The sequence below is a fragment of the Kribbella sp. NPDC005582 genome (assembly GCF_040605415.1).
Lineage (GTDB): Bacteria > Actinomycetota > Actinomycetes > Propionibacteriales > Kribbellaceae > Kribbella.
This window is the reverse complement of the sequence record NZ_JBEXCU010000004.1, coordinates 505367-519060: the sequence shown is the minus strand read 5'-3', so window position 1 is coordinate 519060 and position 13694 is coordinate 505367. Positions and strand designations below refer to the sequence as shown.

Annotated in this window: 12 protein-coding genes; 6 read left to right on the top strand and 6 right to left on the bottom strand. The window is 67.7% G+C overall.

The window, feature by feature from the left end; translation table 11 throughout:
- Positions 1-4 precede the first annotated feature (4 nt).
- From ABZS29_RS25620 to ABZS29_RS25610, 3 genes are read left to right on the top strand one after another with little or no spacing between them, the layout of a single operon-like run.
- Positions 5-1666: an ABC transporter substrate-binding protein gene (locus ABZS29_RS25620; protein WP_355465278.1), complete on the top strand. Its 1662-nt coding sequence runs from the start codon at positions 5-7 to the stop codon at positions 1664-1666.
- A 6-nt stretch (positions 1667-1672) separates the two neighbouring features.
- A complete protein-coding gene (locus ABZS29_RS25615; RefSeq protein WP_355465276.1) occupies positions 1673-3892 on the top strand; it encodes a glycoside hydrolase family 95 protein in 2220 nt (739 codons plus the stop codon).
- An 11-nt stretch (positions 3893-3903) separates the two neighbouring features.
- On the top strand, positions 3904-4917 hold the full coding sequence (locus ABZS29_RS25610) for an iron-siderophore ABC transporter substrate-binding protein (RefSeq protein ID WP_355465274.1): 1014 nt from the start codon (positions 3904-3906) through the stop codon (positions 4915-4917).
- On the opposite strand, the gene ABZS29_RS25605 is transcribed toward ABZS29_RS25610, so the two are convergent.
- Genes ABZS29_RS25605 through ABZS29_RS25595 form a run of 3 tightly spaced genes read right to left on the bottom strand, consistent with a single transcriptional unit; the run spans position 4914 to position 8124 of the window.
- The gene (locus ABZS29_RS25605) at positions 4914-5327 is read right to left on the bottom strand and encodes a carboxymuconolactone decarboxylase family protein (RefSeq protein WP_355465272.1); all 414 of its coding nucleotides are present in this window, start codon (positions 5325-5327) and stop codon (positions 4914-4916) included. The two genes, ABZS29_RS25610 and ABZS29_RS25605, sit on opposite strands and share 4 nt — an antisense overlap.
- Positions 5328-5343: 16 nt before the next feature.
- Entirely contained in the window at positions 5344-7452 is a 2109-nt protein-coding gene (locus ABZS29_RS25600) for a hypothetical protein (RefSeq protein WP_355465270.1), read from the bottom strand.
- Between the two features lie 60 nt (positions 7453-7512).
- Positions 7513-8124: a hypothetical protein gene (locus tag ABZS29_RS25595; protein WP_355465269.1), complete on the bottom strand. Its 612-nt coding sequence runs from the start codon at positions 8122-8124 to the stop codon at positions 7513-7515.
- A 152-nt stretch (positions 8125-8276) separates the two neighbouring features.
- On the opposite strand from ABZS29_RS25595, the gene ABZS29_RS25590 reads away from it, so the two are divergent.
- On the top strand, positions 8277-9272 hold the full coding sequence (locus ABZS29_RS25590) for an endonuclease/exonuclease/phosphatase family protein (RefSeq protein ID WP_355465267.1): 996 nt from the start codon (positions 8277-8279) through the stop codon (positions 9270-9272).
- On the opposite strand, the gene ABZS29_RS25585 is transcribed toward ABZS29_RS25590, so the two are convergent.
- From ABZS29_RS25585 to ABZS29_RS25575, 3 genes are read right to left on the bottom strand one after another with little or no spacing between them, the layout of a single operon-like run.
- Complete coding sequence (locus ABZS29_RS25585) at positions 9261-9896, bottom strand: response regulator transcription factor (RefSeq protein WP_355465265.1); 636 nt, start codon at positions 9894-9896, stop codon at positions 9261-9263. The two genes, ABZS29_RS25590 and ABZS29_RS25585, sit on opposite strands and share 12 nt — an antisense overlap.
- Complete coding sequence (locus ABZS29_RS25580; protein ID WP_355465263.1) at positions 9889-11040, bottom strand: histidine kinase; 1152 nt, start codon at positions 11038-11040, stop codon at positions 9889-9891. The genes ABZS29_RS25585 and ABZS29_RS25580 overlap by 8 nt, the downstream gene beginning before the upstream one ends.
- The gene (locus ABZS29_RS25575) at positions 11037-11525 is read right to left on the bottom strand and encodes a hypothetical protein (protein ID WP_355465261.1); all 489 of its coding nucleotides are present in this window, start codon (positions 11523-11525) and stop codon (positions 11037-11039) included. The genes ABZS29_RS25580 and ABZS29_RS25575 overlap by 4 nt, the downstream gene beginning before the upstream one ends.
- Positions 11526-11679: 154 nt before the next feature.
- On the opposite strand from ABZS29_RS25575, the gene ABZS29_RS25570 reads away from it, so the two are divergent.
- The gene (locus ABZS29_RS25570) at positions 11680-13362 is read left to right on the top strand and encodes a sodium:solute symporter family protein (protein ID WP_355465580.1); all 1683 of its coding nucleotides are present in this window, start codon (positions 11680-11682) and stop codon (positions 13360-13362) included.
- Between the two features lie 13 nt (positions 13363-13375).
- Positions 13376-13624, top strand: coding sequence for a hypothetical protein (locus ABZS29_RS25565; protein ID WP_355465259.1), 249 nt, complete (start codon positions 13376-13378; stop codon positions 13622-13624).
- The last annotated feature ends 70 nt before the right edge of the window (positions 13625-13694 follow it).

Below are 13694 nucleotides of genomic sequence, written 5' to 3'. Positions count from 1 at the left end.
CGTAATGCGCGTATCCGTGCGCAAACTCACCGCGCTCGCCGCGGCCGGCCTGCTCGCGAGCGTCGCGGCCTGTAGTTCGGACTCGTCCGACGGGGCGGCGAACGAGACGACGGCCGACGGGAAGACGATCATCGACGTCTTCACGCCGGCCGACCAGACGACGAACCTGGACACCAACCAGGTGACCAAGATCATGAGCGACAAGTTCAAGCTCCAGTTCCGCTGGCAGACCACGACCTTCGACGCCGGACCGGCCAAGGAGAAGCGGCAGATCTCGCTGGCCAGTGCGGACTACCCGGACCTGTTCTTCCTGATTCCGTGGGTCGACGGCTTCAGCAAGGCCGAGGTGCTCAAGCTCGGTCAGCAGGGCGTGGCGCTCCCGATCGAGCAGTTGATCAAGGACAACGCCCCGAACATCCAGAAGTTCCTGGACGAGAACAAGGACTACAAGGCGGAGTCGACCGCTCCGGACGGGCACATCTACGCGTTGCCGCAGTGGGCCGAGTGCTACCACTGCAGCTTCCCGAACAAGCTGTGGATGAACTCGACCTGGCTGAAGAAGCTCAACCTGCAGCAGCCGAAGACGCCGGAGGAACTGCGCACGGTCCTCAAGGCCTTCAAGACGCAGGACCCGAACGGCAACGGCAAGGCCGACGAGGTTCCGATGACCGCGGACACCCAGGACGGCACGCTGATCTCCTACCTGATGGGCGCGTACGCGTACCCGCCGGTCGGCGCGAACAACGGCGTACAGGGCCTGATCACGCTCAACGGCGACAAGGTGACCACCCCGCTGACCACGCCGCAGTGGCGTGAGGGACTGAAGTACATCGCCTCGCTCTACAAGGACGGCCTGATCGACCAGGCGGCGTTCACCCAGAACGCGCAGGCGTTGCAGGCCCTGGGCAACGACCCGAAGGCGGTCCGGATCGGCTCCGCGCCGATGCTGCACCCGTACATCTTCGTCCAGTCCGACTCCAAGGACGGCCGGGACAAGCAGTACGACGCCGTCCCGCCGCTGACCGGTCCGGAAGGCAAGAGCTACGCCGGTGAGCAGTACCTGCCGACGCTCAACTACACCTTCATGCTGACCAACAAGGCCAGCAAGGAGGCCCAGGTCGCGGCGATCAAGATGCTCGACTACATCTTCACCGACGAGGGCCAGATCATCGCGAACAACGGTCCCGAGGGCGTCGGCTGGACCAAGCCCGCCGCTGGTGAGGTCGGGCTCGACAAGGACACCAAGCCGCTGTGGAAGCCGGTCCAGAACGCGCCGAAGAACATCAGCTGGGGCGCGCTGGCCCAGTACCACAACGTGCTCGCCTTCCGGAACGCCCAGGTCACCCCGACCGACAGCTACAGCTCCGCGGGCTACGAGCGACGGTTGTTCCAGGCAACGAAGCTGTACGACACGCACGGCGACCGCGCGCAGGTCTTCCCGCAGGCCGTCGTCTGGCCGGACCCGAGCCTGAGCGGTGAGCTCGCGACGCTGCAGACGAACCTGCAGAACTACGTCAATCAGAACCAGTTGGCGTTCATCACCGGCTCGAAGAACCTCGACACCGACTGGGACGCCTTCGTGAAGGGTCTCGACAACACCGGCATGCCGCGGTTCCTGGAGATCAACCAGCAGGCCTACGACAAGTACAAGTCCGGGAGCAAGTAACAACTCATGTCCCACGAACTGTGGTTCCGTACCCCCGCGCCGGACTGGTTCGAGGCGTTGCCGGTGGGCAACGGGCACCTCGGAGCGAAGGTGTTCGGCCGGGTCGGTGCGGAACGGATCGCCCTGAATCTCGACGACGTGTGGTCCGGCGACGGGCCGCGCGAGCTGATGGTGACGGACGGTCCGGAGACGCTGGCCGACGTACGGCGGTTGTTGCTGGCCGAGGGTGATCAGCTGGCGGCGACCGAGCGGACCCGGGCGTTACAGGGTCCGCTGGTGGAGTCGTACCAGCCGCTCGCAGACCTCCTGATCCGTACGGCGGGGGAGCCGGCCGACTATCGCCGGAGCCTCGACCTGCGGACCGGTGTGGTCGGCGTCGACTACACAGTGGCGGGGACGCGGTTCCGGCGCGAGACCTATGTGTCCGCGCCGGACCAGGTGCTCGTCTGGACGATCACGGCTGACAAGGCCGGGATGATCGATCTGGATCTGGGCCTGGAGAGTCAGCATCCGATCAGCGCAGTAGTTGCTGACGGCATCTATGGCGCGGTCGGGCACGCGCCGTCCGAGCTGACGATCGAGTATCGCGAGAGCCCGGACCCGATCCAGTACCGCGACGGTCACGGGATCGGGTTCGGAATCGCTCTTCGCATGGACCACAGCGGCGGCGAGATGGTGCTGTCCGAGGACGGTGTCACCGTCCGTGGTGCGGACAGCGTGACGGTGCTGCTCGCCGCGGCGAGCACGTTCGCCGGGTGGTCGGTGCCGCCCGGCCGGGACCCGCGCACGGCGTTGCGCGCGGCAACCGACGTACTGAAAGCTGTGGAGCTTGAGAAGGTGCGTGAACGGCACCTTGAGGACCATCAAGCGTTGTACGGGCGTGCCGAGCTGCGACTGGACAACGACGAGCGGACCGCGCTCACGTTCAATCTCGGCCGCTATCTGCTGATCGCGTCGTCGCGGCCGGGGACGCAGGCGGCCAACCTGCAAGGCATCTGGAACGAGGACCGCCGGCCGATGTGGGCCAGCGACTGGACCAACAACATCAACACCCAGATGAACTACTGGCCCGCCGACCTGACCGGGCTGGGGGAGTGCTTCGAACCGTTCATCGATCTGCTCGAGGGGCTCGCCGAGTCGGGCGCGAACACCGCGCGGATCCTGTACGACGCTCCCGGCTGGGTGTCGCATCACAACTCCGACATCTGGCGCGCGACCTGGCCGGTCGGCGAAGGTGGTGACGATCCCGTCTGGTCGATGTGCGCGACCTGCGGAGTGTGGATGGCCGCGCAGCTGATGGAGCACTACCGGTTCGGCCAGGATCTCGACGTACTGCGGGAGCGGTCCTATCCGCTGATCGCGGGCGCTGCGGAGTTCGTCCTCGCGATGCTGGTGGAGGACAGCGACGGCCGGTTGCAGTTCGTCCCGTCCACCGCTCCCGAACACCACTTCGTGCTGCCGTCCGGCGAGAAAGCTTCGGTCGACCTGACCTCGACGTACGACGTCTGGGTGATCCGCGAGTTGTTCGCCAACCTCGCCGAAACCGAAGCGGCGCTGGGACTCGACACGGAGCTCGCGAAGCGGGCGCAGGAAGCCCGGGAACGCCTGCCGCAGATCGCGATCACGCCGGACGGCCGATTGCACGAATGGCCGACCGATTGGACGCCGTCGGAGATCAACCACCGGCACCAGTCTCACCTCTACGGTCTGTACCCAGGCGCCGAGATCGACCCAACCCGTACGCCGGAGTGGGCAGAAGCGGCGCGGAGATCGCTGACCGTCCGTACCGAGGGAGCGACGAACGGCGGGTGGACGGCCGCCTGGCTGGTGGCGTTGTGGGCGCGGTTGTTCGAGGGAGACAAGGCGTACGAGGTCATCCAGGACTACCTGGCCCGGCTGGTCTCCGCGAACCTGCTGCACCGCGACGGCGACATCTTCCAGATCGACGCGAACTTCGGCATGACCGGCTGTATCCCGGAGTTGCTGATCCAGAGCCACACCGAGGTGATCCGACTGCTGCCCGCGTTGCCCAAGGCATGGCCGGACGGGTCGTTCCGCGGACTGCGCGCGCGTGGGGGACTCGTGTTCGACCTCACATGGCGCAACGGGCGGCTGACAACAGCGAAAGTCGTTGCCGACCGCACCGGAACGCACCGGATCGCCTGGCCGGACAAGGAGACCGTCGTCACCATCGCAGCCGGTCAGACGGTGGACCTGCTTAGGTAAGGTGAACCTCCGTGAAGAAACTCATGGGAGTCGTCGTCACGGCCGCCGTTCTGGCGCTGGCCGCCTGTGGTGGTAGTGACACGAAGAGTGCGAACACCGGGGCCGGGGACACCGACGTGGCGACCGGTGGGCGGCTCTTCAAGACCGCCGACGCGGAGACCGCGAAGCTCGGTTCGGACGCCCAGCCGGGGGTCTTCCCGCGGACCGTCAAGCACGCGCTCGGCGAGACCAAGCTGGACAAGAAGCCGGCCCGGGTCGTGGTGCTGGACAGCGGCGAGCTGGACGACGTGCTCGCGCTCGGCATCACCCCGGTCGGGATGGCGACGAACACCGGTCAGAACGGCGTGCCGTCGTACCTGGCGGACAAGGCGCAAGGGATCAAGACCGTCGGCGGCGTCAGCGAGCTGAACCTCGAGGCGATCGCGGCACTGAAGCCGGACCTGATCCTGGGCAGCAAACTGCGCGCCGCCACCCTGTACGACAAGCTGAACGCGATCGCCCCGACCGTGATGAGCATCCGGCCCGGGTTCCCGTGGAAGGAGAACTTCCTGCTGGTCGCCGACGCGGTCGGCGAGGAGGACAAGGCCACCCAGGCCCTGAACGACTACCAGAAGCGCGCGGACGAGGTGAAGGGCAAGGTCCAGGGTTCGCCGACGATCTCGCTGGTCCGGTTCCGCCCGGCCGAGATCCGCCTGTACGGCAACCTGTCGTTCATCGGCGTGATCCTGAAGGACGTCGGGCTGCCGCGGCCGAAGGTCCAGGACGTCGAGGACCTGGCCGTCGAGGTCTCCGAGGAGAACATCGGCCAGGCCGACGGCGACTGGATCTTCTACTCCAGCTTCGGCCCGATCACCGGCACCAAGGAGTCACAGGTTGTCAACGGCAACCTGTGGAAGGCGTTGCCGGCGGTCAAGGCCGGCCACGCCAAACGCGTCGACGACGAGGTCTGGTTCCTCGGCCTCGGCCCGATCGGCGCCATGGCCACGCTGACCGATCTCGAGAACTTCCTCAGCGGCAAGAGCTAATCGACGACTGGCAGCAGCCCGCGCTCGGCGAAGACCTTCTTGGCAACGCCGACGGCGTTGATCGCGCGCGGGAAACCGGCGTACCCGGCGGTGTGGATGAAGGTCTCGACGATCTCGGTGGGAGTGAGCCCGACGTTCAGCGAGGTTCGGACGTGAACCTCGAGCTCGGGCTCGCATCCGCCGAGTGCGGCCAGGATGCCGAGCGTGATCAGCTGCCGCTGCTTCGGTTCGAGTTGCGGTCGCGCATAGATGTCGCCGAAGCCGAAGGCGACGATGTGATGGGCGAGCGCGGGCGCGACATCGCCCAGGCTCTCCATCACAGCCGGCGCCGAGCCGCCGTCGACGGCGGCCAGTACGGCGAGGCCGCGTTCGTACCGGGCTTGTTCCTCCGGGCTGTTGATGTCTGTCATAGTCCCGAACCTAACCTCATCTGATCGGCTGCCAATCGTCGAAGGCCGCTCCGGCGGCGGCCTGGACACGATGCATGATGCGACCGTCAGCCTGGCGGATGACCAGGTCCAGCCGGTTGTCGGTACGGCGCTGTGCCACCGGATCGTCGGCGGCCGCGCCGGCCAGGTTGTCCCAACCGCCGAACGCGCCGTTGTCGGTCTGCTGCCGCGCCCACCAGATACTGCCGTCGGCAGCGCGGGCGAACATCGCCAGGCGGCCCGCGGCCTGCTCGACCAGTACGGCGTCGTTCGCGGGACCGGCGCCGAGGCTGGTCCAGGGAGTGAACCCGCTGCCCGACTGGGTGGACTGGTAGACGACGGACAGAGCGCCCTCCCAGCGGCGCGCTACGAGCACCAGCCGACCGTCAGTCTGCCGGGCCACCGATGGTCCGCCATCGAAGGCGGGGGAGCCCTCCACTACCTGCCAGCCCGTCCACGCGATCCCGGCCTGCCGGTTGAACCAAATCTGCCCACCGGCTTCTTTCGCCGCTCGAGCGAACAGCACCAGCGATCCGTCCTGGTCGGTACCGATCACAGGTTCACCGGCCGGGCTGGCGTCGAGGTCCTGCCAGGCACTTCCAAAGGCTCCGTTGGGCGCCTGCTGGACATTCACGTAGACCCGCGAACCTGGCGCTTCATTGCGCCGGGTGACGACCAACAGGCGGCCATCTGCCAGCCGCCCCACCACCGGGTCGCCCGCGCTGGCTGAGCCGGCAAACTGATTCCAGCCCGAGTAGGCACCGTTCGGCGTCGACTGCAGATTCCACCAGATCGACCCGTCGGCGGCGCGGGAGAACAACGCGTTCCGGCCGTCAGGCTGGCGTCCAGCGACGGGCCGGCCCGCCGGGCTCGCGCCGAACTTGTTCCACGATCCATAGCCGCTGCCGGCTTCCGTCGTACTCCACACGTTGGCTTCGCACCGGCTCGCGGTGTGTCCCAGCACCGACAACCGGCCGTCCTCCTGCGCGACCAGCTCCGGCTTGGTACCGCTGGTGAAAGCGAGCGGTGCCTGCGCATGAGAAAGCCGGTACGACCAGTAGCCGGACCCGCCCGCGGCGGGTTCCGTGGCGAAGTACACGTCCAGCTCGGAGCCGTCCGCGATCATGCCGTACGCGTTCCGCACGATGCCGGAGTTGTGGTTGTACCTGAACCCGCTCTGGCATTCGGACAGCCGGCTCACCACGCTCCAGGTACCGGTCCCTGACCAGATCGCGGAACCGGCGATCCGGTTGATCTCCACGTCCGGCTGGATCCGCTCGTTACCGGAGCCGGTGTCGCGCGACACCAGGAACTCGTCGCGCGCCGGGTCGTACACGAACGACGCGTTGTGCAGGAACGGCCCGCCGCCGGGCTCCGGGGTGAGGCCGTCCGCGGGGAGCTCGACGCGAGCGCCGATCTTCGGGTTGTCGGCGTCGCTGAGGTCGACCTCGCGCCGCATGACCTGGCCGACGCCGCTGTAGAACACCAGCAGCTTGCCGGCGCCGTCGATCGAGGTCACGCTCGGCTGGCCGACGCCCCAACTGCTCACCGGTCCGTCGGTGGATCGGTCGAGCAGTGCCTTCCGGCTGAGCTTCCACGGGCCCTGCGGCTGGTCGGCGTACGCGACACCGATCACGTTGATCGGGTCCGCACCGGGGTACTTCCCGCGGTCCGGATATCCCAGGACGAACATGGCCCAGCCGTAGGTGTGGCCGCCGTACCGGAACGAGCCGCGCACCACCTCGGGGTCGCAGATGTGGTTCGACGCCCAGGCCGGTGTGTCCGCCGCCTGCGGGTTGAGCGGGAACTGGACCGCTCCCCAGGCGTACGTGCCGTCGGCGCGGCGGGTGCCGTAATTCATGCCGACGTGGTCCCAGGTCTCGCCGGGAACGCGATTCGCGCAGGTGTAGACCATCCGCTCGGTCGGCGAGAGCTGCACGACCGAGGGTGCGTACATGTAGAACGGCCCGTTGCCGGGCGGCACCGGAACTCCGGCGTCCGGCGCGGCCTGCGGATTCCAGGTGCCGGCGGGCTCGGCCGCCTGGGCGGGGAGGACGAACTGGCCGGCCAGCACCAATGCGGCCACAACGATTCGGGCGAGACGCATGGGCACATCGTCCGAGGATCAGCTGGCGGTCGCCACGGTTTCGATCCAGGGCGAATGCCGTCAGTCCGGGACGCGGCCGCGGTCGGTGACCGGGATTCCCGGTGCATACCGCGCGACGGCCGCCACCAGGTCGTCGTACGGCATGGCGCGGCCGATGACCTCGTGGCTGCCGGGCCACGGCCGCGACGGGCCCCAGGCCTTCGAGCTGCGTGGAAGGGCTTCCTCGTCGTGCAGGACGACGACGAGGAACGGCTCCCACTCCTCGTCCTCGCCGCTCCCGGTCGATCGCTCGATCCGGCAGATCCCGCGGACCTCGGCCCAGCCGACCGTGCGCGGCTGCGCGCCGCCGAGATGCACTCCGACTTCGTCGATCGACAGCAGTACGTCGTCCTCGTCGGCCTGCTGCCGCTCCTCCAGCGCCGTGATCGCGCCGATGCCGAGCAGGAAGGGCATGCCGAGCGCGAAGATCAGCGGGCTGCCGCCCCAGGAGAGCCAGATCGTCTCCAGTCCTTCGCGCACCGAGTTGCCCTGGGCGCGCGAGATCAGCACGGCCAGCAGCGTGATCAGCACCTCGGCGCCGACCAGCAGTGCGCAGAACAGCAACATCGTCTTGGTGGTGCCCAGGCCATGTCGCTTGACGACGAACGGCTCCACACTTTGGTCAGGCGGCATACCCCGCATTGTCAGTGGTATCCGCCGAACGCACCAGTGCTCTCACACCTGTCTAATCACTTCGGCCCGATCGGTCCTACGCAAGGATGAAATCCCCGTACAGAAGTCTGCGCGGACTTTGGCAGAGCCGGAGAGTCCGCAACAATCGGCTCATGTCCAACAGCACTGCGACTCTCGCGCCCAAACGGCCGCCACAACGGGCCACCTCCCGTCGTGCGCGGAAGAACGGCAAGTGGCGTCGCGGCTGGTTCATCGCGGTGCTCGCGGTGCTGACCGCGGTCCCGTTGCTCTTCCACCGCTGGGTGCCGAACTCGTTCGGCAACATGGGCAGTCTGCTCGACACGTTCCTGCCCTGGGTGGGCCTCGCCGTACCGATCCTCGCAGTCGCAGCGCTGGTACGGCGTTCCGCGATCGCCGGGGTCGCGCTGCTGCTGCCGGCGGTGGTGTGGGGCGGGATGTTCGGCAACCAGCTGATTCCGCACCAGACCGGCGGCGCCTACGACCTGCGCGTGCTGTCGCACAACGTGGACGCGGCCAACCCGGATCCGGAGCGGACGGCGCGCGACCTGCTCGGCGCCGACGCGGATGTGGTCGCGCTCGAGGAGCTGACGTCGGCGGATCTCAAGGTCTACAAGGCCGCATTCGCCAAGAAGTACCCGTACCAGGTGACGCGGGACACCGTCGCGCTCTGGTCGAAGTACCCGGTCGAGGAGAGTCAGTCGGTCGATGTCGGCTTCGCCTGGACCCGCGCACTGCGGGCCGAGGTCGACACCCCGGAGGGCAAGGTCGCGGTCTACGTCGCGCACCTGGCCTCGGTCCGGGTCGGCACCAGCGGTTTCACCTCCGACCAGCGCAACAAGACGATCCGGGCCCTCGGCCGGCAGATCGCCGAGGAGAAGCTGGCCGGCGTGATCGTGATGGGCGACTTCAACGGTACGGCGACCGACCGCAGCCTGGCGCCGTTGACCACCGGACTGCGCTCGGCGCAGGGCGCGGCCGGCCACGGCTTCGGTTTCACCTGGCCGTCGAGCTTCCCGATGGCGCGGATCGACCACATCCTGATCCGCGGGGTTCAGCCCACCAAGGCGTGGGTGATGCCGCCGACCGGCAGCGATCACCGGCCGGTCGTCGCGGAGCTAAAGATCTGACCAGCGTTGATAGGCGTACCGGACCGCCTCCGCGCGGTGCCGGGCGCCGATCTTGGCGAACGTGTTGTTGATGTGCGTCTTCACGGTCGCCTCGCTGATGAAGAGCTGCGCCGCGATCTCCGGGTTGCTGAGCCCGCGCGCGATCAGCCGGAGCACCTCGGTCTCGCGTGCGGTCAGACCGTCGGTGCCGGCCGGCTCGGGAGCGAGCCCCGCCATCAGGCGACGAGTCACCTCGGGGTCGAAGGTGGACTGGCCGGCGGCGGTCGATCGCAGGGCGGCGCCGATCTCGACGCGGCCGGCATCCTTGGTCAGATAACCGCGCGCCCCGGCCCGCAAGGCGGTCGCGATCGACGCATCATCGGCGTACGTGGTCAGCACCAGTACGGCGACCGCCGGGAAGCCGGCGGTGATCCGGGCCGTCGCGCCGACGCCGTCGAGGACCGGCATCCGCAGATCCATCAGCACGACATCGACGTTGCCCTGCGCAACGAGCTCGACCGCCTCGGCGCCGTTCGCGGCAGCACCGGTGACCTCGATCCCGTCGATCAGTTCGAGCAGCGCGACCAGGCCCTCCCGCACGACCTGCTGGTCGTCCGCCACGATCACGCGGATCGTGTCAGTCATTCGGTACCTCCGCGATCACGAGCCAGTCGGCTCCGTCCGGACCCGCGGTCAGCGTGCCACCGACCAGGGCCAGTCGCTCGCGCATGCCAGTCAACCCGAAGCCCGTGCCAGTGGTCGGGCCGGCGTTCCGAACCTCGAGCCGTACGCCGTCGCCGGGCTCGAGCCGGGAGCCGTTCACTGGGCCGTAGGCGAGCTTGACGTCGATCGCTCGACCCGGGGCGTGCTTCGCGGCGTTCGTCAGCGCTTCCCGTGCCGCGTTCAGCAGCGCGACGATCGTGCCGGAGCCGAGCACGACGGGTGTGCCCTGCACCGTGAGCTGGACCGGCACGGCATGGTCTGCCTCATGCTCCTTCGCGAGCGTCCGCAGTGCGTCCGCGAACTCTGGTGCGTCATCCGCTCTGAGCGCGGCGACCGCGTTCCGAGCCTCGGTGAGCCCTTGGACGGCCAGCCGGCGGGAACGGCGTACGCGCTCCAGGGCTCCGTCGACGTCGCGGCGTTCGTCCAGGAGTGCTTCGGCGACCTCGAGCTGGACGCTCAGGGCACCCAGCGAGTGCGCGAGGACGTCGTGCAAGTCGCGCGCGATCCGGCCGCGTTCCTCCAGCGCCGCGGCGCGGGCCTGCTCGCTCTGCGCCCGGCGGGTCTGGACGAGGAGCTCGCGGGTCTGCCGCGCCTGGATCTCGTACTGCCGCCGGTTCAGGCCGAACGCGAGCAGGATCGCCGTCCACATGAGCTGCGTCAGCAACCAACTGTCGCTGCGATCGAACCACCACCTCGAGACGGCGAGACCGAGCGCAACACCGATGCCGACGGCAAGGATCGGTCGCAGGCCGGAGCGGCTGAGATCGACGACCACGATGCTGGTGATCGCCACCAGCACCAGGACCAGCGCGTTCGAGTCCGGAATGCCGGTCAGTACGGCGTTGCCGACGGCAACCACGCTGAGCAGGACGAGCGCGAGCCGCGGCCGGACGGTCATCACCAGCGTGCCGACGAGAAACACGGCCAGCCCGGCGGCGAGTGCGAACCACACCCAGCGCTCCGCCGGCCGCGACGTACCGAGGACGCCGACCGCGACCGCAGCCGTCATCACCCGGCCGAGCCAGCCGCTGTCGCCGTGCATCCCGCCCGGCAGTCGTAACCTCACTTGACGCTGTACTCCTCGGCTTCACGGTGTGCCTTGCTCTGGATCACCAGCGACTGCGTGAGCAGGTTCGCGCCGATGCTCAGCATCAGCACGCCGCCGCCCGCGGTCGCGGCTGCGCCGAGCAGGTGCCCGATGCCCGCCAGCCCGAGGCGGATGACCAGATAGCCCACCATGATGCCGAGTCCGGGGATCCCGAGCCGGAAGAACACCTTCCCGGCGCGCCGCTCGACCTGAGCGACCTGGCCCGAGGCGTATCCGGCGATCAAAGCGGTGCCGACCCCGGCCACCAGCAGAGCCACGTCGAACGGGCCGACGTGCAGGTGCTTGCCGTACAGCTGGTAGATGCCGACGCCGCAGAGGATGACCGGTCCGCGCCAGACGTCGGCGTCGGAGTTCTCCAGTTCCGACCACGACAACCGGCGGGCGATCACCGCGACGACGATCGCGATCACGACGAGGGCATTGGGCAAGGTTCCGAAGGACATGACTCGACGCTAAGTGGGCACTGACCTCTCGCAGGACCGCCCACGGGTGGAGATCCGGGTGGAGACGCGGGTCGGTGGTCCCACTGATTGAAAACAGGAGTAACGTTCCCGAGCGGTAACAACACTGTGCGTCATAACCACCGGAGGGCCGATGCTGCCACAAGACTCCGTCCTGAGACTCGATGCCTCAGCGGTCGACTACATCATCATCGCGACGTATTTCGTCTTCGTGCTCGGCATCGGGTACCTGGCCAAACGCGCGGTCTCCAGCAGTCTGGACTTCTTCCTGTCCGGGCGCTCGCTGCCGGCCTGGGTGACCGGGCTGGCCTTCATCTCGGCCAACCTCGGTGCGATCGAGATCATGGGCATGTCGGCGAACGGCGCGCAGTACGGGATGCCGACCGTGCACTACTTCTGGATCGGCGCCATCCCGGCGATGCTGTTCCTCGGTGTCGTGATGATGCCGTTCTACTACGGCTCCAAGGTCCGCAGCGTGCCGGAGTTCATGCTGCGCCGGTTCGGCAAACCCGCGCACCTGGTGAACGCGGTCAGCTTCGCCGTCGCGCAGGTGCTGATCGCGGGTGTGAACCTGTTCCTGCTCGCCACCATCGTCAACGTGCTGCTCGGCTGGCCGATCTGGGTGTCGGTGATCGTGGCCGCGGTGATCGTGCTCAGCTACATCACCCTCGGCGGTCTGTCCGCGGCGATCTACAACGAGGTGCTGCAGTTCTTCGTGATCGTCGCCGCGCTGCTGCCGCTGACCCTGGTCGGCCTGCACAAGGTCGGCGGTTACCAGGGCCTGATCGACAAGGTCACCGCGTCGACCGGCGGCGGCCAGCAGCTCCACGCCTGGCCGGGTACTGAGCTGAGCGGCTTCAGCAACAGCTTCCTGTCGGTGATCGGGCTGGTCTTCGGGCTCGGCTTCGTGCTCTCGTTCGGCTACTGGACGACGAACTTCGTCGAGGTCCAGCGGGCGATGGCGTCCAAGAACATGTCCGCGGCGCGGCGGACCCCGATCATCGGTTCGTTCCCGAAGATGTTCATCCCGTTCATCGTCATCATCCCGGGCATCATCGCGGCGGTCGCCGTACCGGAGTTGCAGCAGTTCAAGCAGGCCGGCGGCAAGGGCGGCGACGTCACCTACAACGACGCCTTGCTGCTGCTGATGCGCGACCTGCTGCCGAACGGCATGCTGGGGCTGGCGATCACCGGTCTGCTGGCCTCGTTCATGGCCGGTATGGCGGCGAACCTGAGCTCGTTCAACACGGTCATGACCTACGACCTGATCGAGCGGTACTTCATCAAGGATCGCAGCGACGACTTCTACCTGCGGACCGGCCGCTGGGTGACCGTGGGCGGCACGGTGATCGCGGTCGGCACGGCGGCGATCGCCTCCGGCTACAGCAACCTGATGGACTACCTGCAGCAGCTGTTCTCGTTCTTCAACGCACCGCTGTTCGCCACGTTCATCCTCGGTATGTTCTGGAAGCGGATGACGGCCGCGGCCGGCTGGATCGGTCTGGTCAGCGGTACGGCGACCGCGATCCTGGTGTTCATCCTGTCCGAGAGCGGCGTGATCAACCTGCCGGGGCAGGGCGCCAGCTTCGTCGGCGCCGGTGCGGCGTTCGTGGTGGACATCCTGGTCAGCGTCGTGGTCAGCTCGGTCACCCGGGCCAAGAAGGAGTCCGAGCTGGTCGGGCTGGTCTATTCGCTGACACCCAAGGAACAGCGCACCGAGGCGGCCGCCGAGGGCGATCACGGCTGGTACCGCAAGCCGGTGCTGCTGGCCGGGATCTCGCTGGCCATGGTTGTCGTCCTGAACATCGTCTTCGGCTGACGAGGAGTATCTGATGGCAGACAAGAAGAAGAAGGCCGGAGCGTTCGACATCCGGGTCGTGATCGCCGCCCTGATCGGCTTGTACGGCGTGATCCTGACGATCCTTGGGATCATCGGGAAGCAGGCGGAGATCGACAAGGCCGCCGGAATCAACATCAACCTGTGGGGCGGCATCGGGATGCTCGTCTTCGCGGGGCTGTTCGTGCTCTGGGCGCGGGTGCGGCCGATCGCCGTACCGGTGGACAAGCCCAGCGCCGAGTGAGCATGTCCGTTTGACGAACATCGGCGTCCGGTCGGGTCCTCCCGGCCGGGCGCTGGTGTTCCTAGGCTCG